This window comes from Singulisphaera chitinilytica, assembly GCF_049331405.1.
In the GTDB taxonomy this organism is placed as follows: domain Bacteria; phylum Planctomycetota; class Planctomycetia; order Isosphaerales; family Isosphaeraceae; genus PoT.
This window is the reverse complement of the sequence record NZ_CP186274.1, coordinates 2,779,849-2,806,106: the sequence shown is the minus strand read 5'-3', so window position 1 is coordinate 2,806,106 and position 26,258 is coordinate 2,779,849. Positions and strand designations below refer to the sequence as shown.

Annotated in this window: 15 protein-coding genes; 12 read left to right on the top strand and 3 right to left on the bottom strand. The window is 68.1% G+C overall.

From position 1 onward, the window contains the following. Positions 1-188 precede the first annotated feature (188 nt). Positions 189-3,350 carry a PSD1 and planctomycete cytochrome C domain-containing protein gene (locus ACOYYX_RS11115; protein WP_422929996.1) on the top strand — a complete coding sequence of 1,054 codons (3,162 nt, stop codon included), beginning with the start codon at positions 189-191 and terminating at the stop codon, positions 3,348-3,350. An 8-nt stretch (positions 3,351-3,358) separates the two neighbouring features. Beyond that, positions 3,359-4,807: a DUF1501 domain-containing protein gene (locus ACOYYX_RS11110; protein ID WP_422929995.1), complete on the top strand. Its 1,449-nt coding sequence runs from the start codon at positions 3,359-3,361 to the stop codon at positions 4,805-4,807. Positions 4,808-4,809: 2 nt separating this feature from the next. Here the strand turns inward: ACOYYX_RS11110 and ACOYYX_RS11105 are convergent, their stop codons facing one another. Then, the gene (locus tag ACOYYX_RS11105) at positions 4,810-6,618 is read right to left on the bottom strand and encodes a sigma 54-interacting transcriptional regulator (RefSeq protein WP_422929994.1); all 1,809 of its coding nucleotides are present in this window, start codon (positions 6,616-6,618) and stop codon (positions 4,810-4,812) included. A 309-nt stretch (positions 6,619-6,927) separates the two neighbouring features. Between ACOYYX_RS11105 and ACOYYX_RS11100 the strand changes: the two genes are divergently transcribed. The 3 genes from ACOYYX_RS11100 (at position 6,928) to ACOYYX_RS11090 (ending at position 12,421) form a co-directional block, all read left to right on the top strand. Then, complete coding sequence (locus tag ACOYYX_RS11100) at positions 6,928-9,879, top strand: DUF1553 domain-containing protein (protein WP_422929993.1); 2,952 nt, start codon at positions 6,928-6,930, stop codon at positions 9,877-9,879. Between the two features lie 22 nt (positions 9,880-9,901). Then, entirely contained in the window at positions 9,902-11,389 is a 1,488-nt protein-coding gene (locus ACOYYX_RS11095) for a DUF1501 domain-containing protein (protein ID WP_422929992.1), read from the top strand. A gap of 69 nt (positions 11,390-11,458) precedes the next feature. Beyond that, a complete protein-coding gene (locus tag ACOYYX_RS11090) occupies positions 11,459-12,421 on the top strand; it encodes a PQQ-binding-like beta-propeller repeat protein (RefSeq protein ID WP_422929991.1) in 963 nt (320 codons plus the stop codon). Positions 12,422-12,427: 6 nt separating this feature from the next. On the opposite strand, the gene thiO is transcribed toward ACOYYX_RS11090, so the two are convergent. Continuing rightward, positions 12,428-13,573 carry a glycine oxidase ThiO gene (gene thiO / locus ACOYYX_RS11085; protein WP_422929990.1) on the bottom strand — a complete coding sequence of 382 codons (1,146 nt, stop codon included), beginning with the start codon at positions 13,571-13,573 and terminating at the stop codon, positions 12,428-12,430. Between the two features lie 25 nt (positions 13,574-13,598). Then, positions 13,599-14,465, bottom strand: a complete 867-nt coding sequence (locus ACOYYX_RS11080; protein ID WP_422929989.1) for a hypothetical protein — start codon at positions 14,463-14,465, stop codon at positions 13,599-13,601. 222 nt (positions 14,466-14,687) lie between these two features. Here ACOYYX_RS11080 and ACOYYX_RS11075 point away from each other — a divergent pair, with 222 nt between their 5' ends. The 7 genes from ACOYYX_RS11075 (at position 14,688) to ACOYYX_RS11045 (ending at position 26,252) form a co-directional block, all read left to right on the top strand. Continuing rightward, complete coding sequence (locus ACOYYX_RS11075) at positions 14,688-14,966, top strand: hypothetical protein (RefSeq protein WP_422929988.1); 279 nt, start codon at positions 14,688-14,690, stop codon at positions 14,964-14,966. Positions 14,967-15,034: 68 nt separating this feature from the next. After that, positions 15,035-15,874: a 3-keto-disaccharide hydrolase gene (locus ACOYYX_RS11070; protein WP_422929987.1), complete on the top strand. Its 840-nt coding sequence runs from the start codon at positions 15,035-15,037 to the stop codon at positions 15,872-15,874. 162 nt (positions 15,875-16,036) lie between these two features. Beyond that, complete coding sequence (locus ACOYYX_RS11065; protein WP_422929986.1) at positions 16,037-17,677, top strand: HEAT repeat domain-containing protein; 1,641 nt, start codon at positions 16,037-16,039, stop codon at positions 17,675-17,677. After that, on the top strand, positions 17,674-18,624 hold the full coding sequence (locus ACOYYX_RS11060) for a hypothetical protein (protein WP_422929985.1): 951 nt from the start codon (positions 17,674-17,676) through the stop codon (positions 18,622-18,624). Before ACOYYX_RS11065 ends, ACOYYX_RS11060 begins: the two co-directional genes overlap by 4 nt. Before the next feature lie 124 nt (positions 18,625-18,748). Beyond that, positions 18,749-22,267: a PQQ-binding-like beta-propeller repeat protein gene (locus tag ACOYYX_RS11055; protein WP_422929984.1), complete on the top strand. Its 3,519-nt coding sequence runs from the start codon at positions 18,749-18,751 to the stop codon at positions 22,265-22,267. Continuing rightward, the gene (locus ACOYYX_RS11050; protein ID WP_422929983.1) at positions 22,264-24,729 is read left to right on the top strand and encodes an ABC transporter substrate-binding protein; all 2,466 of its coding nucleotides are present in this window, start codon (positions 22,264-22,266) and stop codon (positions 24,727-24,729) included. Before ACOYYX_RS11055 ends, ACOYYX_RS11050 begins: the two co-directional genes overlap by 4 nt. Continuing rightward, a complete protein-coding gene (locus ACOYYX_RS11045; protein WP_422929982.1) occupies positions 24,705-26,252 on the top strand; it encodes a hypothetical protein in 1,548 nt (515 codons plus the stop codon). The genes ACOYYX_RS11050 and ACOYYX_RS11045 overlap by 25 nt, the downstream gene beginning before the upstream one ends. The last annotated feature ends 6 nt before the right edge of the window (positions 26,253-26,258 follow it).

Genomic DNA, 26,258 nt, shown 5'->3' with positions numbered 1-26,258 from the left:
ACGTGCGCAAACATTGCCAACGCCGGGCGAATGCGGATATCATGAGCTTGTGTCGAGGGGTTACGCCTGGGTCAGGCGGGCCTCAGCACTCCTTCCAGCCAGATGAACTCGCCGACTTGGTCATTCACAAGATCCTTGTGACCACCCGTGGCATTGGCGCGCACCAGCGAAGCGAAGGGAGAGGACGCATGGTCGGAGGTCTCCATGGGATGGTCTGCGGTGACCCGGGGCGATCTCGCACCCGACTCGCGGCCTTCGGGCTCCTCGCGGGCCTCGTCTTCGGGGCGCCCCTCGGCGTCGCGAATGCGGCGGATCGGGTCGACTTCAATCGCGACATCCGGCCGATCCTCTCGGGCAAATGCTTCACCTGCCACGGCCCCGATGAGCCCAGGCGCAAGGGGGGGCTCCGGCTCGACACCCCCGAGAGCACCTTCGGCGAGTCGAAGACCGGCAACCACGCGGTCGTGCCCGGGAAGCTCGACGAGAGCGAGATGTACCAGCGGATCATCTCGGAGGATGACTCCGAGCACATGCCGCCGATCAAGGACGGCAAGCCGCTGACCGCGGCCGAGGTCGCCCTCATCAAGGCCTGGATCGAGCAAGGGGCGGATTACCGCGCCCACTGGGCCTTCATCGCGCCGACGAAGCCCGAGCCCCCGAAGGTTCGCGACGCTGCCTGGCGCCGCAACGCGATCGATGACTTCATCGACGCGAAGCTGGCCAAGGAGTCGCTCAAGCCCTCGCCCGAGGCCGACAGGACGACCCTCCTGCGTCGGCTGAGCCTCGACCTGATCGGCCTGCCGCCGACCGTCGCCGAGGTCGACGCCTTCCTCGCCGACACGAGCCCCGACGCCTACCAGAAGCAGGTCAACCGCCTGCTCGACTCGCCCCATTACGGCGAGCGCTGGGCGCGGATCTGGCTCGACGCCGCCCGGTATGCCGACTCGGACGGGTACGAGAAGGACAAGTCGCGGCAGGTCTGGTTCTATCGCGACTGGGTCATCCGCGCGTTCAACCACGACATGCCGTACAACCAGTTCATCGTCGACCAGCTCGCGGGGGACCTCAAGCCGGGGGCCTCGCAGGACCAGGTCGTGGCGACGGGCTTCCTGCGGAACTCGATGATCAACGAGGAAGGGGGCGTCGACCCCGAGCAGTTCCGCATGGAGGCGATGTTCGACCGGATGGACGCCATCGGCAAGGGGATGCTGGGCCTCACCATCCAGTGCGCCCAGTGCCACAGCCACAAATATGACCCGCTGACGCAAGAAGATTACTACAAGATGTTCGCGTTCTTGAATGACACGCATGAATCGAACATCGCCGTCTACACGCCCGAGCAGGAATCGAAGCGTGCCGACATCTTCCGCCAGGTCGCGGAGATCGAGGCCGACCTCCGCCATCGCCAGCCCGACTGGGAGAAGCAGATGGCCGACTGGGAGGCGAAGGTCGCCCACGACCAGCCGGCCTGGACGGTCGTCCGCCCCGAGGTCGACGACATCTCGACCGGCGGCGAGAAGATGCAGTTCCGCGAGGACGACTCGCTCCTCGCCCAGGGATACGCCCCGACGAAGCACACCCTGAAGCTCACCGCCAAGACCGACCTCAAGGACATCCGCGCGTTCCGCCTCGAACTCCTCAACGACCCCGACCTGCCCCAGGCAGGCCCCGGGCGGTCGCCGAACGGCCTGGCGGCACTCACCGACCTCGAGATCCACGCCGCCCCCGCCGATACTCCGGGCAAGGTGACGCCGGTGAAGCTCGTGCGGGCGACCGCCGACGTGAATCCTCCCGAGACTGAGATCCCCGCCATCTTCGACGACAAGAGCGAGCGTCGCAGGGTGACCGGGCCCGTCGACTTCGCGATCGACGGCAAGGACGAGACGGCCTGGGGGATCGACATCGGCCCCGGTCGGAGCAACCAGCCTCGCAAGGCGGTCTTCGTCGCCGAGAAGCCCCTGAATTTCCCGTCCGGCACGATCCTGACGTTCTACGTCAAGCAGAACCACGGCGGCTGGAACTCCGACGACAACCAGAGCTACAACCTCGGCCGGTTCCGCCTCTCGATCACCGCGGCGGACAAGGCCGAGGCCGACCCCCTGCCGCAGAAGGTCCGGGAGATCCTGGCGATCCCCGCCGCCCGGCGCTCCCAGGCTCAGACCAACGCGATCTTCAGCTACTGGCGGACGACGGTCCCCGAATGGAAGGACGCCAACGCGAAAATCGACGGACTCTGGAAGGGGCATCCCCAGGGGACGACGCAGCTCGTGCTCCAGGCCCGCCAGATGCACAGGGAGACCCACCTGCTCAAGCGGGGCGACTTCCTAAAGCCCGAGCAGAAGATCGGGGCTGGCGTCCCCTCGTTCCTGAACCCGCTTCCCGCCGACGCCCCCCAGAATCGGCTCGGTTTCGCCGAGTGGCTCGTCGACCGCAAGGCGCCGACGACCGCACGCTCGTTCGTGAACCGGGTCTGGCAGTCGTATTTCGGCACCGGGCTCGTCAGCACGAGCGAGGACCTCGGCTCTCAGGCCGAGAGTCCCTCGCACCCCGAGCTGCTCGACTGGCTCGCGGTCGAATTCATGGATCAAGGCTGGAGCGTCAAGAGCCTCCAGCGCCTGATCGTGAACTCGGCCACCTATCGCCAGTCGTCGCGCGTCACGCCCGAGCTGGCGGCCCGCGACCCCTATAACCGGCTCCTGGCCCGTGGGCCTCGGTTCCGGGTCGACGCCGAGGTGGTCCGGGACATCGCCCTCGCCGCGAGCGGCCTGCTCAACGAGAAGGTCGGCGGCCCGAGCGTCTATCCGCCCGCCCCCGAGTTCCTCTTCCAGCCTCCCGTGAGCTATGGCCCGAAGGTCTGGAGCGAGGCCAAGGGGGAGGAACGCTATCGGCGCGCCCTCTACACGTTCCGCTATCGCTCGGTCCCCTACCCGGCCCTGCAGAGCTTCGACGCCCCTAACGGCGACTTCTCGTGCGTCCGGCGTTCCCGGTCCAACACGCCCTTGCAGGCGCTCACGACCCTGAACGAGCCCCTCTTCCTCGAGTGCGCCAGGACCCTGGCACTGAAGACGCTCCAGGAGGAGGCCTGCTGCGACCACGACCGCCTGACCTTCGCCTTCAGGCGCTGCGTGTCGAGGCCGCCGACGGAGCGGGAGATGACGGTCTTGCTCGGGCTCCTCGAGAAGCAGGCCGAGCGGTTCAAGGCGGGGAACCTCAAGCCCTGGGATCTGGCCGCGGCCAATCCCGAGAAGCCGCCGACCCTGCCCGAGGGGAAGACCCCGGCCGACCTCGCCGCCTGGACGGCCGTCTCGCGCGTCTTGCTGAACCTCGACGAAACGATTTGCAAGGAGTGAGGCCAGCCATGAACTGTCAGGATCACTACTATCGCCATGCCGACCCGAGGCTGGTGGCCCGCCGCTGGTTCTTCCAGCAGTGCGGGGTGGGCCTCGGTTCCATGGCCCTCGGCAACCTCCTGCGTGAGCAAGGCTACGCGGCCTCGAACTCGACGGCCTCTCTGCCCGCCGACCCGCTAGCCCCCAAGGCCCCGCACTACGCCGCCAAGGCCAAGCGGGTCATCTTCCTGTTCATGGCAGGTGCGCCGAGCCATCTCGAACTGTTTGACAACAAGCCGCAGCTCGCCAAGTTCGACGGGACGCTCCCCCCGCCGGAGCTGATCAAAGGGTACCGCGCGGCGTTCATCAACCCGAGCTCGACCCTGCTCGGGCCGAAGTTCAAGTTCGCGAAGCACGGGCAGTCGGGGGCCGAGATCTCGGAGCTGCTGCCGCATCTCGCGGAGATCGTCGACGACATCGCCATCGTCAAGTCGATGACCACCGACGCGTTCAATCATGCTCCGGCCCAGATCATGATGAACACGGGGTCGCAGCAGTTCGGCCGCCCGAGCATCGGCTCGTGGGCGACGTACGGGCTCGGGAGCGAGTCCAAGGATCTGCCCGGCTTCGTCGTCTTCTCCTCCGGCTCCAAGGGGCCGAGCGGCGGGAATTCGAACTGGGGCAACGGCTTCCTGCCGACCGTCCACCAGGGCGTCCAGTTCCGCAGCAGCGGCGACCCGGTGCTCTACCTCTCGAACCCGCAAGGGGTCGATCGCGACCTCCAGCGCGACTCGCTCGACGCCGTCCGCGACCTGAACCAGATGCGGCTCGACACGGTCGGCGACCCCGAAATCGCCACGCGGATTAGCTCGTTCGAGATGGCCTTCCGGATGCAGAGCACGGCGCCCGAGGTCATGGACATCTCGCGCGAGCCCAAGCACGTCCTCGAGATGTACGGGGCCGAGCCGGGCAAGCCGTCATTCGCCAACAACTGCCTGCTGGCGCGCCGCTTGATCGAGAACGGCGTGCGGTTCGTCGAGCTCTTCCACGAGGCCTGGGACCAGCACGGGAACCTCGTCGGCGACCTCAAGAAGAACTGCAAGAACACCGACCAGGCCTCGGCGGCGCTCGTCAAGGACCTCAAGCAGCGCGGGCTCCTCGACGACACCCTCGTCGTCTGGGGGGGCGAGTTCGGCCGCACCCCGATGGTCCAGGGGGGCAATGACGGGCGCGACCACCACCCGAACGCCTTCACGATGTGGATGGCCGGCGGCGGCATCAAGCCGGGCGTCACCCTGGGGGAGAGCGACGACTTCGGCTTCCAGGTCGTCAAGGACAAGGTGCACGTCCACGACCTCCACGCCACGCTCCTGCACCTGCTCGGCTTCGACCACACGAAGCTGACGTACAAGTTCCAGGGGCGCGACTTCCGCCTGACCGACGTCTCGGGCGAGATCGTCAAGCCGCTGCTGGCCTGAGGTTATTCGGATTCGTTCAATTCTCGAAGCCAGGCGTACAAGGTCTTCCGGCTCACGCCGAGGATCTCGGCGGCCTGGCTCTTGTTCCCCTCGGCCTCGTGGAGGGCCTGGCGGATCCGGCCGCGGCGGCTCTCGCGGAGGTCGGCGCCGACGTCCTCCGCCAGCGTTCGCGCGGCGGCTTTGCCATTGGCCTGGAATCGAGAGGCCTCGCCGGCGCTCGGGACGAAGTGGCGACCCGTCAACAAAGCCCCGTCTTCCAGAAGCGCGGCCTGGGCGATGACGTGCTGCAATTCCCGGAGGTTCCCGGGCCAGGCATGCTTGCGCAACTTCTCGTGGAAGGGTGGGGAGAGGTCGAGGAATTCTCGACTCATCTGCACGCGGAGGTTGGCCAGGATCGGCTCGACCAGGAGTGGGATGTCGTCGAGGCGGTCGCGGAGCGGCGGGACTTCGAGCGTCAGGTTGTTGAGCCGGTAGTAGAGGTCGGCGCGGAATTTCCCCTGGTCGACCAGGCTGGCGAGGGGCTGGTTGGTCGCCGCGACGATGCGGACATTGACCGGGATCGAGACGTTTCCGCCGACCCGGGTGATCTCGCGCTGCTGGATCGCGCGGAGCAAGGCGACCTGGGCGCGGAGGCTCAGGTCCCCGACCTCGTCCAGGAAGAGCGTGCCGTTGTTGGCCAGCTCGAACTTGCCGAGGCGTCGGCGATCGGCGCCGGTGAAGGCCCCGCGCTCGTGGCCGAAGAGTTCGCTCTCGAGCAGCGACTCGGGGATCGCGCCGCAGTTGAGCGTCACCAGGGCCCCTTGCGAGCGTGAACTGAGCCGGTGGATCGACGTGGCGACCAGTTCTTTGCCGACGCCCGATTCCCCCTCGGCGCAGACGTTGAGGTCGCAGGCCGCGGCCCTCCGGATCAGGCGGAAGAGCTCCCGCATCGGCGGCGTCGCGCCGATCATCGGGCCGAGCCCGGATTGGCGCTCCCCCTCGGGGTGGATGCCGACGCTCTGGAACCGCCGGATCGCCGTCGAGAGCCCCGACTCGACCGGGTATCGCCCGTAGACCGAGCCGCCGACGAAGCCGTCGAACGTCGTCTGGCGATAGACCTGCTCCAGGTCCTCGGGCGACGTGATCGGCCCGCCGTAGACGAGGCAAGGGAGCTGCGGGCTCCGCCGCCGGACCTCCTCGAGCACCTCGTTGAGCCGCAAAATATCGTGCTGCAGGCGGTCGCGACGCTCGTGGATGTCCTCGAGCATCCGGGTCAGGCCGGGGGTCATGATCAGGAGGTCGATCCCCGAGTCGACGAACCGCGTGGCGACCTCGCGCTCCGCCCCCACGAACCCGAACGTGGTGAAGCCGAACGAGCGGGCCAGGGCCATCAACTCGACCTCGGCCTCGACGGTGCAGCCGTTGGCCTCGTAGATCTGCCGCAAGGTCCCGTCGAGCAAGGAAAGCGACGGGTAATTGACGATCCCGGAGACCCCCCGGGCCCGGAGCCTTTCGAACCGCTCCTCGATCGGGCACGTAGGATCGCCGACGAGGAGCCCGGCGAAGACGGGGGTCGAGCCGGCCGCCGGGACGATCCGCTCGCAGACCCAGGCCTCCGTCATGTCGTTGCTGTTCACGAACGGGAGGCACCCGCCCAGCACCGACGCCCCATGATTCCGGTAAATCCCGGCGCTCAGGCCCATCAGGAAATCGATGCCGGCCGTCGAGGCAACCCGGGCCAATTGCCCCGAATCCGCCACGACTCCGATCAGGGGGCCACTCGGCTTGCGTGTCCAGACGCGGCGTGCGGGGGGAACTTCCATCGATGGCATGACTTACAACGTGAGGCCTGTCACCCTGCTGTTTCTTTGTTCTCCATCCAGGTTACAATCCGGTGACAGGTCCGGCAACCGTTCCTCTCTCGTGCCCTGCTCCACTCCGGGCTTTATCGAGGATTTCCGGTGAATTCAGGCGGAAACAACGCAGAAATTGCCGGGGAATTCTGCTCCCGGAGTTTGAGGCTTCGTGGCACAATTGATGCGTTACCTCTCCCGGCCGTCTTCGAGCTCGAGAAGCCAGCGTACGCTCCCTCCCCGGGCCCTGATTCTCCAGGCCCTCCTCCGAAGCACCAAGGTGCCGCGATGACGCGTACCCCGCTCCGCAATCTGGTCTTATGCCTCGGCGCCTATTGCGCGAGTGCCGGCTCGGGGTCTGCCTTCGGCCAGGAGGCTGCGCCTGCTCCCGCTCCTTCTCCGGAACAGGTCCAGTTCTTCGAGAGCCGGATCCGGCCGACCCTGGTCACCCACTGCACCAAGTGCCACGGCGAGGAGAAGCAGAAGGGGGGCCTGCGGGTCGACTCCCGGACCGCGATGATCGAGGGGGGAGACTCCGGGGCGGCGATCGTCCCCGGCAACCCCGAGGAGAGCCTGCTCGTCGGGGCCATCAACCACGGCGACGACGGCCCGAAGATGCCCCCGTCCAAGAAGCTGGCGGCCCGGGATATCGCCGACCTGACGCAGTGGATCAAGATCGGGGCCCCCTGGCCCGGCGACCACGGCGCGGCCGCCGCGCCCCGCAAGGCCGAGTTCAAGATCGGCGACAAGGAGCGGGCCCACTGGGCCTTCCAGCCGATCCATTCGCCCCCCTTGCCCGCCGTCAAGGACGCTGCCTGGGTGGCCAACCCGATCGACGCCTTCGTCCTGGCCAAGCTCGAGGCCAAGGATCTCAAGCCCAACGCCCCGGCCAGCCGCCGCGAGCTGATCCGCCGGGCCTATTACGATCTCACCGGCCTGCCGCCGACCCCCGAGGAAGTCGCCGCGTTCGAGGCGGATCAGTCCCCCAGGGCCTATGAGGACCTGATCGACCGCCTCCTGTCGTCGGCCCGCTACGGGGAGAAGTGGGGCCGCTACTGGCTCGACCTCGTCCGCTACGCCGAGACGAACAGCTACGAGCGCGACAATCCCAAGCCCAACGCCTGGCGCTATCGCGACTACGTCATCCGGTCGTTCAACGACGACAAGCCCTATGACCGCTTCGTCAAGGAGCAGATCGCCGGCGACGAGCTCCCCGACCGCACCAACGACGCCCTGATCGCGACGGGCTACTACCGCCTCGGCATCTGGGACGACGAGCCAACCGACCGCGTCCAGGCCCGCTACGACAGTCTCGACGACGTCGTGGCCACGACAGGGCAGGTCTTCCTGGGCCTGACCATCGACTGCGCCCGCTGCCACGACCACAAGCTCGACCCGATCCCGCAGAAGGACTACTACCGGCTCCTCTCGTTCTTCCACAACGTCCAGCCATACCGCAACGGCGGGCCGACGGATGAGGTGGCGATCTTCGCGAACCAGGCCGCCCGCGAGCAGTTCGAGGCGAGCGTCAAGGAGACCCAGGCCAGGCGCGACGCCATGCAGGTCGAGGTCGCCGGCATCGAGCAGGCCTTCCGCACCGCGTATCAGCAGGAGAAGGCCAAGGCCATCGCGACGGTCGACCTCGACGACCTCCACTTCCGCTACTACCGGGACACCTGGGAAAAGCTCCCCGACTTCGCCACGCTCAAGCCCGAAGACGTCGGGACGATGCCGAAGCCTTATTTCGACCTGGGCCCCCGGACCCGCGACGACGCCTTCGGCTTCGTCTTCGAAGGGGTCTTGATCGTCCCCAAGGACGGCGAGTACACCTTCTTCCTCGACTCCGACGACGGCTCCAGGCTCAAGGTCGCGGGCAAGACCGTCGTCGAGCATGACGGGCTCCACGAGGTCGGCCGCGAGCAGAAGGGGACCGTGACCCTCTCGCAAGGCCGCCTGCCGATCCAGCTCGAATACTTCCAGAAGTCGAACGCGATGGGGCTCTCGGTCGCCTGGTCGGGCCCTGGCTTCGAGCGCCGCTCGCTGTCGGCCCCGAAGGTGGCCCAGGCCGAGGGGGATGACGTCGTCCAGCTCATGCGATCCGAAGGGAAGCGTCTCCTTGGCGCCGACCGGATGGCCCGCTACCAGACGTTGAGGCGCGAGCTCAAGTCCTTGAGCCAGGAGACGGCCGCCCCCGAGCGGGCCCTCTGCGTCACCGAGTCGGGGACCACCGCCCCGGATACCTTCGTCCTGCTGCGTGGCAACGCCCACGTCCAGGGAGACAAGGTCGAGCCGGCCTTCCTCGAGGTCCTCGGAAATGCCACGCCGGTCATCCCGCAGCCGCCGCAAGGGGCGACCACCAGCGGCCGGCGTTCGGTCTTGGCCGACTGGATGGTCTCGGCCGAGAACCCGCTCACGGCCCGCGTGATGGCGAACCGGGTCTGGCAGTACCACTTCGGCCGGGGGATCGTGCGGTCGTCCAGCAACTTCGGCATGCAGGGGGACAGGCCGACCCACCCCGAGCTGCTCGACTGGCTGGCCGCCGAGTTCCTCAAGCAAGGCTGGCATCTCAAGTCCTTGCACCGGACGATCATGACCTCGAACACGTATCGGATGTCCTCGAAGGCCAACGCCGAGGCCCTCGCCCAGGACCCGATCAACGACCTGATGTGGCGGTTCGACATGAGGCGCCTGAGCGCCGAGGAGATCCGCGACTCGATCCTCGCCGCCACCGGGTCCCTGAACCTCAAGATGTACGGGCCCGGGATCTATCCCGAGATCCCCGCCGAGGTCATGGCCGGGCAGTCGGTCCCGGGCGCGGGCTGGGGCAAGTCGCCCCCCGAGGAGCAGGTCCGCCGGAGCATCTACATCCACGTGAAGCGGTCGCTCCTGACGCCGATCCTGGAGAGCTTCGACCTCGCCGAGACCGACCGCTCGACCCCCGTGCGGTTCGCCACCACGCAGCCGACCCAGGCCCTCGCCATGCTCAACGGGGCCTTCCTGAACCAGCAGGCCGCGAGGATGGGAGAGCGCGTCAGGCGCGAGGCGGGGGAGAAGGTTGAGGATCAGGTCGCCCTCGCCCTCAAGCTGGTGACGACCCGCGTGCCGACCCAGGCGGAAATCAACCGGGGGCTCGCCCTCGTGGAGTACCTCGAGAAGCAGGAGGGGGCCTCGGCGAAGAACGCGGTCGACTCCTTCTGCCTCCTGGCGCTCAACCTCAACGAATTCGTGTACCTCGACTGAACCCGACGACGGAGTCCAAGCGATGAACCAGCCCAGTCACGACGGTCAGCAGCCCGCTGGGAACTTCTGCAACCGGACCCGCCGCGAGTTCCTCTGGGAGGCCGGGGCCGGCTTCACCGGGCTCGCGCTCACCGGCATGCTCTCCGGCGACGGCTTCTTCTCCAAGGCGGCCCAGGCGGCCAGCCTCGTGCAGGGGCGGCAGGCCAACCCGCTGGCCCCCAAGCCGCCGCAGTTCGCCCCCAAGGCCAAGAGCGTGATCTTCCTGTTCATGTACGGCGGCCCGAGCCACATGGACACGTTCGACTACAAGCCCAAGCTGTACGCGCTCGATGGCAAGACCATCACCATCAAGACGTTCGGCCGAGGCGGCAAGAAGAACGAGGGGCGCGTCGTCGGGCCGAAGTGGAAGTTCCACCAGTACGGCGAGTGCGGCAAGTGGGTCAGCACCCTCTTCCCCAACCTCGCGACCTGCGTCGACGACATCGCCTTCCTGCACTCGATGACGGCCGACTCGCCGATCCACGGCTCGGCCATGCTCCAGATGAATACGGGCAAGATCCTCTCGGGGAGCCCCTGCCTCGGCTCGTGGGTCAACTACGGCCTCGGCAGCGTGAATGAGGACCTCCCCGGCTTCGTCGTCATGCTCGACCCCACCGGCGGGCCGATCAGCGGCGCCAAGAACTGGTCGAGCGGCTACATGCCCGCCTCGTACCAGGGGACGATCCTCCGCTCGGCCGGCGTGCCGGTGCTCGACCTCAACCGCGGCGAGGGGGTCTCGGAGTCGCGCCAGCGTCACCTGCTCGACACCTTGCACGCGTACAACAACGACCACCTCGGCCCCCGCGTCGACAACACGAACCTCTCGGCGCGGATCGCCAGCTACGAGATGGCCTACTCGATGCAGCGGCACGCCCCCGAGGCTGTCAACCTGGCCAGCGAGACCAAGGAGACGCAGGAGCTCTACGGTCTCAATGACAAGAAGACCGAGGATTTCGGCCGCCGCTGCCTGCTCGCCCGGCGCCTCGTCGAGCGCGGGGTCCGCTTCGTCCAGCTCTACGCCGGCGGGGCGCACAACGACAGCAACTGGGACGCCCACGGCGACCTCGAAGATAACCACAACTACCACGCCGGCCGCACCGACAAGCCGATCGCCGCGCTCCTGAAGGACCTCAAGCGTCGCGGGATGCTCGACGAGACCCTGGTCATCTGGGGGGGCGAGTTCGGCCGCCAGCCGACCGCCGAGTACGCGATGGGGACCGGCCGCGACCACAACGCCTATGGCTTCACCATGTGGATGGCCGGCGGCGGCATCAAGGGGGGCGTCAGCGTCGGCGAGACCGACGAGCTCGGCGGCGAGGCCATCAGCGACCGCCTGCACGTCAAGAACCTGCACGCGACCGTCCTGAACCAGCTCGGCGTCGACCCCAACCGCCTCTCGTACTTCTACAACGGCCTCGACCAGAAGCTCGTCGGGGTCGAAGGGGCCGAGCCGATCGCCTCGATCATCTGATCCGAGGCGTCGGTTGATGTTTAAAACCTGATCTGAGTCCGACCCCAAGCCCTCCGAGAGACGACCACGATGAGCATTGCCAGGGTGTTTTCGACCGCCGTGCTGATTGTCCTGGGCGGCGCCGGGGCCTCGGCCCTGGGCGAGGAGCGGGGCGGTCCACCGTATCGCGTGCTGGGCTCGGATCGAGATCGGGTCGCCATCGTCGGCGCCAGCGGCGAGGTGGAGTGGGAGTACCCCGTCCAGGGGACGCCCCACGACCTCGCCCAGCTCCCCAACGGCAACATCCTGCTGCCGAAGGACGCGACCACCATCGTCGAGGTCACGCCGAAGAAAGAGATCGTCTGGCAGTACACCGCGAAGCCGAAGGCCGGCTACAAGGGGCGGATCGAGGTCCACGCCTTCCTGCGCCTCGAGGACGGCTTGACCCTCGTCGCCGAGAGCGGCAACGGCCGGCTCGTGGAGGTCGACAAGGACGGCAAGATCGTCCGCGAGATCCCGCTCGTCCTCGACCATCCCGACCCGCACCGGGATACGCGGATGGTCCGCAAGCTCGACGACGGCCACTACCTCGTCTGCCACGAGGGGGACTCGGCGGTTCGAGAGTACGACGGCTCGGGCAAGGTCGTCTGGAGCTACACGCTCGACCTGGCCGGCCGTCCCCGATCCGACGGGCATGGACCTGAAGGGCACGGGACCGAGGTCTTCGGCGCCCTGCGGCTCCCGAATAAGAACACCTTGATTGCCGCCGGCAATGGCAACCGCGTGATCGAGGTCACCCCTGAGGGCAAGATCGTCTGGGAGGTCGGCCACGACGAGCTGCCCAACATCCGGCTCGCCTGGGTCACCACGCTCCAGGTCCTGCCCAACGGCCATGTCATCATCGGCAACTGCCACGCAGGCCCCGAGAACCCCCAGCTCATCGAGGTCGACGAGGCCAAGAAGGTCGTCTGGACCTTCAAGGACTTCCGCACGTTCGGCAACAGCCTCGCCGTCGCGCGGGTCCTTGACGTGAAGGGCAAGGTCCTCCGCTGAGATGCGTTAGGAGCGGAAGGCGTCTTCGCCGGCGCCGGCCTCGGCCGGCTCGCGATCGGGGCGGAAGTCTCTGAGGTCGACCCGAGGGGTTCGGCCCAGCACGAGGTCGGCGATCACCTCGGCCGTTCCCGGCGAGAGCTGGAGCCCCGACCGCTTGTGGCCGGAGGCGAGGAAGAGGTTCTCGAAGCCGGGCACGGCCCCGATGTAAGGCCGGGTGTCGATGCTGCCGGGCCGGAGCCCCGCCCAGGCCTTCTCGACCTCCGCCTCGGCCAGGCAGGGGCAGAGCTGGATGGCCTCGTCCAGGAGGGTCCGCACGCCGAGGCTGGTCGTCCTGGTGTCGAAGCCGGCGTCCTCCTCGGTGGCCCCGACGAGAATCCGGCCGTCGTCGCGCGGCACGAGGTAGTTCTTGCCGTGCTCGACGATGCGCCTCAGGAGCATCCGATCGCTCTTGAGGAGCACGATCTGACCCTTCAACGGTGGCGTGGGCGCGTCGACGCCGAGCGTCTTCAGCACGGAGGATGACCAGGCGCCCGCGGCGATGATCGCGCCGCCGCAGGGGATGCTCCCCTCCTCGGTGTGGAGTGCCGTGACCTTGCCGTCGGCGAATTCGAACCCGATGACTTCCCGGCCGGGCTGGAGCAGCCCCCCTTGCTTCGAGACCGCCGCCGCCAGGGCGCGGAGGTGCCGGGGGTTGCGGATCTGGCCCCGGTCGGCCAGGAAGTAGGCGACGCGCAGGTCGCGGCTCAAGGCCGGCTCGACGCGGTCGAACTCGTTCGGTAGGAGCCTTTCGAACGTGATCCCCTCCGTCCGCCAGCGCCCCGCGGCCGTCTTGAGGGCCAGTTCCTCGTCATCGGTGAAGGCGACGTCGACGCCCCCCGTCAGGCGATAGCCGTTGTCGATCCCCGTCTCCTCGAGCAGGCGGGCCGACCACTCGGGATAGAGCTTTGAACTCCAGGACCGCAACTCTCCCAGCGGGTGCCCGCCCGGCCTGACGCCTTCGGGCGGGATCAGGCCCGCGCCGGCCCAGGAGGCCTCACGGCCCAGCTCGCGGCGGTCGAGGACCGTGGTCCGGATCCCTTCCCGGCCGAGCACGTAGGCGATCGACAGCCCGATCACCCCGCCGCCGATCACGACGATATCAGTCGAATTCATGGACATCTTGGGTCGAATCTTCCGCTTATTTCCCGGGCGACTTGCCTCGACCGGGGTGTGCCTTGTCGTCGGCAGGCGCCAGGCGCCAGGCCTTTTCCGAGATGCGGAACATCCGCCGGCTCTCCGAGGCGAGGATCAGGTCGTTCCCCGACCAGCAGATCGCCTCGATGGCCTCCTGCGGATACCGCAACGTTCCCACGAGCTTCCAGGTGTCCCCTTCACCGCGCTCGTAGACCCGGCTCACCTGATACGAGCAGACCGCCAGACGCTTACCGTCAGGCGTCAGGTCGGCGCCAGTGGCCGGCTCGCGGAAGCCTGGGAGCTTGCCCAAGCTCTCGGGGATCACCGGGCTGAGCAGCTTCCCCGGGGGGTCGAACGGGACGTTGAAGAGTTCCGCGACCTTCTCGTCGCGATGCTTGGAAATGACGAGCGTCCGCCCGCGGTCGATGAAGAGGCTCTCCGCGTCGAAGCGAGAGTCCTTATCGGCGAACTGGTAGAAGCTCGTTTTGAGCACCTTGAGGGGCCCGGCGCTCGCCTTGGAGGGGTCGGGCTCGTCGACTTGGTAAATCACCCTCAGGGGGAGCTTCGTGCCGTTGTTGCCGATCTCGCCGATGTAGAGGTGCCCGGCGTCGTCGATCGCGATGTCTTCCCAGTCGATGTTGGGGATCGCGACCGCGTACTCCCGGACGAGCGTGCCGTCTCGCTTCACGGCATAGAGGCTCGGGGCGTTGCCCGAGTCGTTGTGGACCCAGAAAATCCCGGGGAATCGACGGCTCTCGACGATCCCCGACGCCTCCTTGATCGGCCGATGATCGAGCTTGCCGAGCGGTTCGAGCGCACTCGGCGCATCCCCCTTGAAGAGTACGAACAGCAGGATCAGGCTCGACATCATCGCGAATCGCCTCTCTGGGTGACCGGGCTTACCGATCCTAGCAGAGCGTCCGGCCCTTTGGCCACCGAGACACGTCCGCGCTCGCAGTGAGTCGTCGAAAACTTGCCGGGGCGGGCCTGGACATCGCTCGCAAGTGCGGGACTGACGCGATACTCTCGGAACGCGTCGCAATGCGACGAAATCGAGACGGCCCCCGACTCTTCGAGGCTCGAGAAACGTCCCATGGAAATGCCGCAGGTCCGGCCGGGAAAGGTCGAGCACACCGAACCCCTGCCGCGCGTCGTCGCCTTCTTCTACAACAGTGCGCAGGGGAACGCGGCCATCCAACTCCTCACCGCCATCGGCGTCCCCAACGATCGCCTGGGGGTCACGCCCCCCGAGTGCATCGAGGGGGGCCAGGGCATGATCCTCTCGGTCGCCTGCCTCGACGAGACGATGATGGGCCGGGTCGAACAGGTCTGCCGCCAGCAAGGGGCGGCCATCCATCGCCGTGGCTCCTGATCGGCATCGGCCCGAGCGAGTTTTTCTTCCCCCTCAGCCCCGCACCCCTACCCCCGAGGCCCACCTCCATGAAGAAAGCCAAGACCCTCCGGCGGATCCTCGTCGCCGCCGCACTGCCACTGGTTGCTGTCGCCCTCTCGGCGGGCGCCGCGAAGGATCCGATCCCCTCGTTCGCCAGGGAGCTCCCGCAGGTCAAGTCGGGCGAGCCGATCCTCGCGTTCAACGGCAAGGACCTCTCGGGCTTTTATGTCTACACCCATGATCACCACTACGAAGACCCGCTGAAGGTCTTCACGGTGAACGACGGCATCATCCGCGTCTCGGGCGAGGAATTCGGCGGGTTCGCCACTCGCGAGGAATACTCCGACTATCACCTGATCGCCGAGTGGCGCTGGGGCGACAAGACCTGGGAGCCCCGCACGAAGGCCGCCCGCGACTCGGGCATCCTGCTCCACTGCGTCGGCCCCGATGGCGCCGCGGGGGGGCACTGGATGGAGTCGCAGGAGTGCCAGATCATCGAAGGGGGCTGCGGCGACCTCCTGATGGTCGCGGGCAAGGGCAAGCCGACGCTCTCCTGCGAGACCGTCGTCAAGGCCGACAAGCAGCTCTATTACTCCAAGGGGGGCGAGAAGGTCACGAAGAACGCCGGCCGCTACAACTGGTGGGGCCGGAACCTCAAGTGGACCGACACGATCGGCTTCCAGGACGAGTACGGCGTCGAGAAGCCGCATGGCGAGTGGAACCGGCTCGAGGTGATCTGCAAGGGGGACACGATCACGAATATCATGAACGGCTACGTCGTCAACGTCGGGACCGGCTCGAGCCTCACCAAGGGCAAGATCCAGTTCCAGTCGGAGGCCGCCGAGATCTTCTTCCGCAAGATCGAAGTGCGTCCCCTGCTGCCCTGACGCCGCCCCGACCGAGCCGGGCTGTCCGGGCATCGGCTCAAGTCGCCCTCTCGACTTATCGGCGTCCTTCGATATCGTTCTCGTGGGAGATTTGCACCTCGTTGCATCCACGCTACAATATGATGCATGTGCTACATCCGTAGTCGTTGGGGATCGAGCCCGATGGCCGCACGCAGTGACGTCCTCCGACGGATCGTTCTGACCCTCGTCTGCCTCTCCTGGGGCGTCGAGGGGAGCGTTCGCGCCGAGGTCGATCCCGCGGCGGCCCGAGGCGTTGCCTATCTCCGTTCCCACGTCGCGAATCAGCAGGTGGGCGAATCGGCCTTGATCGGCCTCGCGCTGCTCAAGGCCGAGGTCCCGGCGACGGATCCGGTCGTCGCCGCCTGCGCCGCGAAGGTCTTGCAACGCTTCTCGGGCGGGTACGTGCCCGAGCGACGGGGTGGCCACGACGTCTACGAGGCGGCCGTGGCCACGATGCTGCTCTCGAACCTCGATGGCGGTCAGCGCAACGCTGTCGAATCCCTCGCCCAGTATTTGATCAGCAAGCAAAAGGCCAACGGCTCCTGGGATTACGACAATCGGACCCAGGGGGATACCTCGATCTCGCAATACGCCGTCCTCGGCCTCTGGGAGGCCGAGAACGCCGGCGCCACCATCCCGCCGGGCGTCTGGGATCGGGCGGCCCAGTGGTTCCTGTCGGTGCAGTCGCCCCAAGGGGGATGGTCGTATCACCCGGGCGACGGTGCGTATCGCGAGACCATCTCCATGACGGCCGCGGGCGTGGGCAGCCTCCTGATCTGCCGCCGGCAGCTCGCGCCCCTGCGCAAGGCACCTGATGCCCCGAGCACCCTGCTCGTCGCGCTCAGCCCCCAGGGGTCGCCCGCCCATTACGACGTGCAGACGTCCACCGCCCGGATCGATCAGGCCGTCCGCGCGGGCATCGGATGGATCTCGAACAACTTCCCGCTGGCGAACACGGGAGTCTTCGGCCCCTCGACCTATTACGGCCTCTACGGCATCGAGCGCATCGGGGCCCTGGCCGAGCGCGAGTCGCTGGGGCGCGTCAACTGGTTCGAACAGGGCCGGGGCTACATCAATTCGAGCCAGGGGCAGGACGGATCCTGGACCGGGACCCACGGCGTGCAGATGAACACGGTCTGGGCGATCCTCTTCCTCACGAGGTCGACGGCCAAGTCCCTCCGTCGCGTCGAGGTCAAGCGGCTGGGCGCGGGGACGCTGCTCGGCGGTCGCGGACTGCCGAAGGACCTCTCGAGCATGACGGTCGCCGGCGGCCGCGTGGTCTCGCGCCCGATGAATGGCGCGGTGGAAGGGATGCTCGCCGTGATCGAGGATCCGCGGGCCCAGGACACGGAGGCCGCGCTCGCCGGACTGGTCGGGCGCTACCAGACGCAGGGGCCGAACGTCCTGCGTCCCCAGAAGGACCGGTTCCGCAAGATGCTCAAGGACAGGGATCCGGGGGTCCGCCGGGTCGGCGCCTGGGCCCTCGGCCGGACGGGAGACATGGACGTGGTCCCCAGCCTGATCGACATGATCACCGACCCCGACGAGGAGGTGGTCTCCGAGGCCAAACTCGGGCTCCAGATCCTCAGCCGCAAGATCGCGGGGCTCGGGCCCTCGACCCCCTCGACGCCCGACGAACGCCAGCAGGCCGCGAAGCGCTGGCGCGAGTGGTACGCCGCCATCAGGCCGCTCGACCTGGAAGGGCAGGAGGAGACGGGGACCGTGGGCACCTCCCCGACGCTCCCGACATCGACCGGTTCATCCCCCCGGAGCCCGAGATGAGCCAGGAACCATTGAACACGACGACACCCCCTGCCCCAGACCCGATGCAACCCCAGGTACGCGGGGAGTCGCTCTACGACCGCGTCAGCTCGTTCCTGATGGCCCTGGTCGTCGGGGCGACCCTGGTCGTGGGATGGCTCTGGCTGATCTACCAGACGAACCAGGCCTATGCCTCGCGAGTCACCGCGCCCCTGGAGATCGTGGAGGTCTTCGGCGGCGGCGGAGGGAGCCCCGACGGGACCCCCGGCTCGACCGAGAAGGTCGACATCGCCGGCGCGGACGTGGCCGCCCAGGCCTCGAACAATGAAGAGGCCCCGGGCGCGTTCGAAGAGCCATCCGTGCAGCAGACCCCGGCCGCCATGCTCGAGGCCGTGGCCGAGGCGGGCCAGAACCTCGCCGAGGTCGACCTCGGAGCCGTGATGCCCAGCGGCGGGTCGGTCGCCACCGGCCGACGAGCCTCCAAGTTCGGCACCGGAGGCCCCGGCCTCGGATTCGGCCCGGGGGATGGCGGCGTCCCTCGCGAGCAGCGCTGGAGCATCGTCTACAACCCCGGCCAGACGGCCGACGAGTACGCCCGGCAGCTCGACGCGCTCGGGGTCGAGCTGGCCGTCGTCTCGGGCAATCAGCTCACATACGTCTCCCACTTCTCCGAGGACACGCCCCACAAGCGATCGGGCAGCGGGCAGGGAGATAGCCGGCTCTATTTCCTCTGGCAGGGGCGCGGGCGCAAGGCGTCGGACATCGCCCTGCTGAGCAAGGCGGGCATCGACGTCGGCGAGGGGGTCGTCATCCAGTTCTATCCCCAGAAGGTCGAGAACGAGCTCGCCCAGCTCGAGAAGCGGTTCAAGGGCAGGGATCCCGCGGAGATCCGCGTCACTCGCTTCAGCGTCGTCCCCGACGGGGACAGCTATGGGTTCGTCGTGCTGGCGCAGGAGACGCTCCGTTAAACGCAGGCTCAACGTTCGAATCGAAGTCTTTGCAGTCCCATCGAATCGTCCACCTTTCGCGACAGGCTGGCCCATACGAGAGGGCCGTCTCCAACGTTCCGATCCGCGGGGTTGACCAAGCTGCATGGCCACACTCGAAGTTCATAATGGACAGGGGCAGGTGCATCGCGTCGAGATCTCGCGGGATCAGACGGTGCTCTTCGGCTCGAGCCCGAAGTGCGACATCGTCCTGACCGGCGAGGGCGTGCTCCCGTTCCATGGCCGGATGCGCTGGCGGACCGAACGGTACAAGGTCGACGCCTTCCCCGCCGCCGAGTTCCTGGAGGTCAACGGCCGGCGGATGACCTCGGCCAGCGTCCGCGAGGGGGACGAGATCACCGTCGGCCCCTGCCGGATCTTCATGATCTACGCCGACGAGGACCTGCCGCGCGACGATGCGACCCGGGTGATGGCGACCCCCATCCTCCTGAACCCCTCGGCGAGCAACCCCCCGGCCGCCTCCTCCCGCCCCAGGCCCGCCCTGCCGGTCGAGCGCAAGGAGGAGAAGGTAAAGCCGAAGAAAGAGGAGAGTAAGAAGCGGGAGTCGGGCTTCGCCGCGGAAGACGCCCTCGGCTTCGCGCGAAGCTCCAAGAAAGAGGCCAGGGCCGAGCAGGCGATCACCGACGCGGCGAACGCCAAGTCCAAAGGGCAGCACCCCAACGCCCTCAAGCGTTTCTTCTCGGGCCGGCAGTCGGCCCCCGGCGAAGAGACGATCCTGAACTCCCCGCTGATCATCGGCCTCGTGGGCTCGCTGGCCGTCCTGATCGTGGCCGGCATCTTCCTCCAGGGGGTGATCTCCCGGACCATCACCACCAGGCTCTTCCAGCGCGGGGTGGAGAGCCTCGACGACGGCGACTATCGCAACGCCATCCTCCGATTCGAGGAATACCTCGAGCGGAAGCCGAAGGACGCCAAGAATGTGAGCAAGGCCAGGGTCTTCCGGGCCCTGGCGAACGTCCGCCAGTTCACGACCGCCTCGGGCGCCTCCTGGTCCAACGCCCTCGACGCCGCCCGCGAGATGATCGACACGGTGAGCGACGAGCCCGCCTATGTCGACTCGAGCACCGACCTCGACGACCAGGTCATCAAGGCGGGCGAGGCCCTCGCCGATCGGGCGAAGATCTCGGGCGATCCCAAGGTCCTGGCCGAGGCAGAGTCGGCGAGGGCGCTCCACGCCAGGATCACCGGCTCGGTGGCCGAGGAACTGCTGAAGCACTCCAAGTACCTGCCGAAGCTCGCCGAGGCCCGCGCGGCGGTCGTCAAGGCGGGGATCCGCACGAAGGCCCTGGCCGCGATGGATGCGGCGATCACGGCCGGATCCTCGGCCGGGGTCTACGAGGCCCGCGACACGCTCGTGCATCAGTACGCCGACCTCGCCGAGGACCGCGACCTCGTCGCCAGGCTCAAGCAGGCCAACGAACTCGTCCGCAAGGCGGTGAAGCTGGACCCTTCGAGACGCCCCGCGGAGAAGGAGCCGCACGACGACAAGCTCGGCCCCCTGACCTCGCTCGTGATGCGCTGGCCGAACCTGGCGAAGCCGACGAGCCCGTCCACGTCGCGCGTCTTCGCGATCGCCGACGGGATCGCGTACGGGCTCGACGGGGGCAGCGGGGCGCCGCTCTGGCAGTACCCGGTCGGCCTCTCCTCCGCGTTCCCGCCCCAGGCGATCCCGGGGGGCTCGACCGCGCTGGTCTTCGACGGGATCCATCAGGAGCTCGTGCGGCTCGACGCCAGGACCGGCGCGCTCGTCTGGAGGCAAGGGACCGAGGAGCCGATCACCGACCCTCCCCTGGTCCTGGGGAATCAGGTGATCCAGGCGACGCCGAGCGGCAAGCTCCTCTTCCTCGACCTGAACTCGGGAGAGATCCGCGGGACCTTGAACCTGGGGCTCCCCCTCGGCAGGACGCCGGTCAGCGACGAGGCCGGGCAATTCCTCTACGTCCTCGCCGAGCGCGACTGCCTCTTCATCCTGACGCGCGACCCCCTCGCCTGTGCCTCGGTGGAATACCTCGGGCACCCGATCGGCTCGGTGTTGAGCCCCCCCTCGCGACAGGGGCGATATCTGATCATCCCCGAGAATGATACGCTGTTGAACAGTCGTTGGCGGATCTTCGTGCTGGACGCCGAGGGGGCCAAGATCCGGCCCGTGCAGCAGATCGAGGTCCCCGGCTGGACCTGGAGCGCCCCGGGGGCCTTCGGCTCGGTCCTCTGGACCTCGGGCGATCGCGGAGGGCTCTCGGCCTATGCCGTGGGGGCCTACGAGGCCAAGACCCCCTTGCGGCCGATCGCGAAGCTCGTCCACGAGGCCAAGCCCACCGGCCCGACCTACGCCCTCGCCCGCTCCGAGACCGAGGTCTGGCTGAGTTCGAGCCGGAGCGGGCGCTACGACCTGAACCCGGAGACCGGCCAGATCCGACCGACCTGGTCGATCGCCGAGGCCGGCCCTGCTCTCGCACCGATCCAACTCGCCGGGCCCCTGGCCGTGCTGACGCAGCAGATCTCGGAACGGCCGGGAGTCCTCGTCTGCGGGGTCGAGCCCCAGAAAGGCACGGTGCGCTGGCGGACCGTCCTTGGTTCCCCCTGGGTCGTGCAGCCGACCGACGCGAACCCCTCGAAATCCCTGACCACCCTGGGGATCGACGGCCAGACGATCGCCCTGGAGCCCGACCAACTCAAGGCGGGCGGGTTCATCGAGACCCTCCTGCCTCGGCCCGGAGAGTTCAGCCTGCCCCCAGGCCCCTTGCGGCGTCTCGACGGCGACAACTTCACCATCCTCCTGGCCGGCGACAAACCGCGATCGCTCCTGCTGGGAGGCCCGCAGGAGCCCTTCCGCTGGGTCGAGCTCCCCGTCGCCCTGGCCGCGACCCCCATCGTCTGGCAGAAGGGCCTGCTCCTGCCCGGCGAGGATGGCCGCGTCTACCTGATCGACCCCAGGACCGGCCAGTCGCGGGCGGAACCGTACGTCCCCCCCTTCGATCGCGAGCACCCGACCCTCTGGCGAGGCGCCCTCCGACTCGAAGATGACACGATCGCCCTCGTCGACGAATCGGGCCGGCTCCGCCGCCTGACGCTCCATGCGGAGGGACGCCCGCGGCTCGTCGTCAACTCGGAGGTGAACCTCAAGGAGCCGCTCTCGAAGGATCCTGTCTCGACGGGAGGCGCGGTGGTCATCACCACGGTGGATAACCGGGTCCGGAGCCTCGCCGCCCGCGACTTCAGCCCGGTCGGGGCCTGGCCGCTCTCGGCCCCCCTCGCCCAGCCGCCGCTCGCGATCGACGGTCGGGCATTCATCGCGACGCGCGATGGCAAGGTCCTCGCCCTGGCCCCCGACGGCCAGCGGCTCTGGTCGATCACCCTCAAGAATGGCACGCCGCTCGGGCCCCCAGTCTTGCGCGAGGAGACGGCCTACTTCCTCTGCAAGAACGGCACCGTCGAGTCACGCTCGCTCAACGACGGCGTCCTGCTCGACCAGATCCCCCTGGGCTCGACCCCCGGCGGGGACCTCGTCGGATCCGGCTCCCAGCTCCTCATCCCGGTCGCCGCCGGGTCGCTCCGCGTCCTCTCGAGCCCGGGCACCTCCCAGTCCGAGGGAGCCAAGCCATGAACAAGCAATATGCGGATTCGCGTGACCATATTTTACGAATGAAATTTCTGTGCAAGCCTTTATTTGCGCTCCTCGGCCTCTCCCTGGCGCTCGGTCTGGCTCTCGAGATGCCGATGCCCGCGCTCGGCCAGGGGAGCGACGACCCGATCCCCAAGGACCTCCTGCGGGCGACCCCCTTCGACCGCGTCACGCTGAATGACGGCAAGGTGCTCCTGGTCGACCCGATCAGCCCCCGCCCGTTGCCGCCGTTCGACCCCTTGAAGGAGAAGTCTCGCCCCGAGGCGAGCAAGGTGGGCAACGTATTCATCCCCGGCGAGCGCGAGAAGCTCGGCCTGCCGAAGGAAGAGGAGGAGAAGCAGGTCCCCCCCAGCCAGGTGGAGATTCCCCTCCACCTGCTCCAGGGGGAGATCCGCGACTACAAGATCAAGCGAGGACTCATCAAGAAGGTCGAATACTTCGAGGATTTGCTGCTCGCCGACGGCGAGCGCCTCGTCCGCGCCGGAGACTTCGCCAAGGCCTTCGAATCGTACCTCCGGGTGCAGAACCGGCAGGGGAACTGGCCGGGGCTCGATGATCATGTGAATCAGCTCCTCTTCGAAGAAGGCTCGGCCGCGCTCCGGGACGGCGACGGCGAGCGGGGCGTCCGGCTGCTCCGGGAGCTCTTCGCGAGGAAGCCCAAGTACCCCGGCGTCTCCGACAAGCTCGCCACCGCCTACGGCACCCGCGCCTCGCGTGCGTTCGACCTCGGGCTCTACGCCAAGGGGCGGCGGATCCTCCACGAACTCGAGCCCCTGGCCCCGAATCACCCGACCCTGCGCGAGGTCCAGTCCCGCTTCATCACCAGGGCGCAAAAGCTCGCCGAGGACGCCGGGAAGGCCAGCGGCGACCGTCGGCTCGACATGCTCGTCGAGGGCCTGCGGGTCTGGCCGACCCTGGAAGGCCTGGGCGACCGCTACGCGACCTCCTTCCGCGAGGAGACGACGCTGGACGTGGCCGTCACCGACGTCCCGCACCCGATCGGGCCCTGGATCGAGACCCCGGCCGACGAGCGGATCAACAGGCTCCTCTTCCTGCCCCTCTTCGCCCACGACGACGAGGATTCGATCCAGGGGAAGGCCCACGGGCAGCTCGCCTCGGGGCTCGAGTCGGGGGACCTCGGCCGCAAGCTCGTGGTCTCGATCCGCAAGTCGATCCCGTGGTCGGACGGCTCGCGCCCCGTCTCCTCGGCCGACGTCGCCCGCGCCTTCATCGACCGGGCGAGCCCGACGTCGCCCGCCTTCAACGCGCGCTGGGCCGAGAACCTCAAGCAGGTCGAGACCCCCGACGACTCCAAGGTCGAGATCCAGCTCGCCCGGGCGCTCCTGAAGCCGGCCTCCTGGCTGATCATGCCGGTCGGCCCGGCGCACGCGGGGTTCGACGGCCGGGTCGTGATGGGGGACCAGAGCCGCGTGGTCGTCGGCGACGGCCCCTATCAGTGGAGCGCCTCGAACGAGACGTCGATGGTCCTCCGGGGGGCCAAGGGGATGAAGATCCGGCGGATCCGTGAGCTGGTCCTCCCGAGCGCCGAGGCCTGCATCGGTTCGCTCGTGCGGGGCGACATCAGCCTGCTCGAGCACGTCCCCTCGTACCGGGTCGCGAGCCTGGCCTCGCAGGCCGACATCAAAATCGGCCGCTACTCGAGGCCCTCGTTGCATCGGATCGCCCTCGACGGCAGGACCCCCGCCCTGCGCAATCGCGCCCTGAGGCGCGGGATCTCGTACGCCGTCGACCGCCGGACCCTGCTGGAAGAGACCTTGCTGAAGCACCCGCCCGACGCCGCGAACCTCGTCTCCGACGGCCCGTTCGCCAAGGGGAGCTATGCCGATGCGGTCGGGATCGAGCCGTTCACGTTCGACCCCTACCTCGCCAAGATGCTCGTCGCCGCGGCCAGGAAGGAGATGGGGGGGAACCCGATCAAGCTCACGCTGGAATACCCCGCCCTCCCCGAGGCGCAGGCCGTCATCCCCAAGATCGTCGAGGTCCTCAAGGTCATCGGCCTGGAGATCACGACGAAGGAATGGCCCGAGTCGCAGCTCGAGGCCGAGTTGCGGAGCGGCCGACGCTTCGACCTGGCCTATCGCGCCTCCAGGCCGGAAGAGCCGGTCCTCGAGGCCGGCCGGATGCTCTGCCCCGGGTATGACGCGCCGTCGAGCGGCGATGCCCTCGCCTCCGTCGCGAGCCCGAGGATCCTGCAGCTCCTGCTCCAGCTCGAACGCGCCCCCGAGTGGCCGACCGCGAAGGGGATCGCCACGCAGATCGACGCCGAGACGCGCGACGAACTGCCGGTGATCCCCCTCTGGCAGCTCGAGGATCACTACGCCTGGCGGACCCGCCTGCAAGGCCCGCCCGAGGTCGCCGACACGCTCTATCAAGGGATCGAAACCTGGGAGATCCAACCGTGGTACGCCAAGGACCCCTGGTGAGCCTGGCCTCGCTCTGCCTGGCCCTGGGCCTGTCGACGCTGCCCTTAATCGGGGCGGAGCCGACCCCCGCGGCCGTGCCGCCACCAGCCTCGGCCCCGACAGCGGCGGCCCCGACCCCGGCCACCGCGCCGTCGCCGAGCCCCGCGGAAACCGTCCCCATCGACCGCCGGCCTTACCGGATCGAGGTCCACTTCGGCGTCGATCCCGCCGCCCGGATCGACGCCAGGCGGCTCGAGCTGATCCAGGTCGCGTGGACCCGGCTGGTCGATCGGTTCGTCGGCCCCCCCTGGGATTTGAAGATCGTCGAGGGGGACGACCCGATCGGGCTGCTCGAGCTGGGCACGGTCACGACGGAGCCCCTCGCGAAGGCGGGGAGCGGCTTCGACAAGGTCTGGATCCTCCAGCTCCAGATGCAGGGGGGCCGGCTCGCCCTGGTCGGCCGCGAGTACGACGTCTTCCTCAGGCGCCTGGGGCCGCTCCGGCATCGCGTGGTCGAGTTCCCCTCGGATCTCCCTCGCGAGCTGCTGCGGCTCTCGCTCGACGTCTTCAACCCGATCGCGGAGATCGGCGAGCCAGCGGGGGGCGGGGTCTCGGTCACCGTCCACGGCTCGTCGATTCCCCCGGCGAGCCCCACGGGGCAGGTGGTCAAGACGGGCACCGTCTTCGAGCCGCTGCGCCTGGTTTATCAGCCCGACGGCAGCAACCGGATCCTCAAAATTCCGTTCACGTATTTGCGCGCCGAGACGTTGAGCAGTCCGGGCGCCCATTGCGCCATCGTGAGCGCCCTGCGCGACCCCTTGACGAAGCGGATCGCCCGCAAGAACACGATCTACGCACTCGGGATCAAGCCGGGCGACCTGCCGACGCGGCTCCGGTTCGTCACCCGCGCGGACAAGGCCCCGGCGGCCGGGTACACCCTCACCGCCCGCTCGGTCCCCGACGGCGCTCCCCAGGACGTGGGCACCACCGACCGCGACGGCCGCGTCGTGCTCCAGCCGGGGATCACCGACGGCCTCGTGATCCTGCGGCTCCTCGCCGGCAACGTCGAGCCGATGGTGGAGGTCCCCCTCATGCTCGGCGAGGGGACCGACGAGCGGGTCATCCCCTTCGACCCGAGGCCCGAGACCGTCGCTCTCGAGACCCAGCTCGACTCGCTCCGGGACGCCGTGCTCGACCTCGTCGCCAGGCGGTCCCGACTCGAGTCGAGGCTCAAGGCCCGGTCCGAAGGCGAGGACTGGACGGGGGTCGCCGAGGCGCTCAAGGAGTTCGCCTCGCTCCCGCCCCGCGCGAAGTACGCGGACCGCCTCGCCAAGCTCAAGGAGGACGCGACGGTCGAGCAGGCCAGGACGAAGGCGGCGATCCTGACCAAGACCGCCCAGGCCCAGCTCTCCGACCTCCAGGCCCTGATCGACCGCTACCTCGACGACGAGGTGGTCAAGGCCTACACCGAGGCGCTCGAGCGTGCCAAGGAAGAGGAGGCCGAGAAGGCGAAGGCGAAGTCCAAGGCGACGAAGAAGCGCTGAGCAATG

Bases quoted from the DNA above. Each gene is read 5' to 3' on its own strand.
- ACOYYX_RS11115 (WP_422929996.1), top strand. From the start codon at position 189: ATGGTCGGAGGTCTCCATGGGATGGTCTGCGGTGACCCGGGGCGATCT.
- ACOYYX_RS11110 (WP_422929995.1), top strand. From the start codon at position 3,359: ATGAACTGTCAGGATCACTACTATCGCCATGCCGACCCGAGGCTGGTG.
- ACOYYX_RS11105 (WP_422929994.1), bottom strand. From the start codon at position 6,618: ATGCCATCGATGGAAGTTCCCCCCGCACGCCGCGTCTGGACACGCAAG.
- ACOYYX_RS11100 (WP_422929993.1), top strand. From the start codon at position 6,928: ATGACGCGTACCCCGCTCCGCAATCTGGTCTTATGCCTCGGCGCCTAT.
- ACOYYX_RS11095 (WP_422929992.1), top strand. From the start codon at position 9,902: ATGAACCAGCCCAGTCACGACGGTCAGCAGCCCGCTGGGAACTTCTGC.
- ACOYYX_RS11090 (WP_422929991.1), top strand. From the start codon at position 11,459: ATGAGCATTGCCAGGGTGTTTTCGACCGCCGTGCTGATTGTCCTGGGC.
- thiO (WP_422929990.1), bottom strand. From the start codon at position 13,573: ATGAATTCGACTGATATCGTCGTGATCGGCGGCGGGGTGATCGGGCTG.
- ACOYYX_RS11080 (WP_422929989.1), bottom strand. From the start codon at position 14,465: ATGATGTCGAGCCTGATCCTGCTGTTCGTACTCTTCAAGGGGGATGCG.
- ACOYYX_RS11075 (WP_422929988.1), top strand. From the start codon at position 14,688: ATGGAAATGCCGCAGGTCCGGCCGGGAAAGGTCGAGCACACCGAACCC.
- ACOYYX_RS11070 (WP_422929987.1), top strand. From the start codon at position 15,035: ATGAAGAAAGCCAAGACCCTCCGGCGGATCCTCGTCGCCGCCGCACTG.
- ACOYYX_RS11065 (WP_422929986.1), top strand. From the start codon at position 16,037: ATGGCCGCACGCAGTGACGTCCTCCGACGGATCGTTCTGACCCTCGTC.
- ACOYYX_RS11060 (WP_422929985.1), top strand. From the start codon at position 17,674: ATGAGCCAGGAACCATTGAACACGACGACACCCCCTGCCCCAGACCCG.
- ACOYYX_RS11055 (WP_422929984.1), top strand. From the start codon at position 18,749: ATGGCCACACTCGAAGTTCATAATGGACAGGGGCAGGTGCATCGCGTC.
- ACOYYX_RS11050 (WP_422929983.1), top strand. From the start codon at position 22,264: ATGAACAAGCAATATGCGGATTCGCGTGACCATATTTTACGAATGAAA.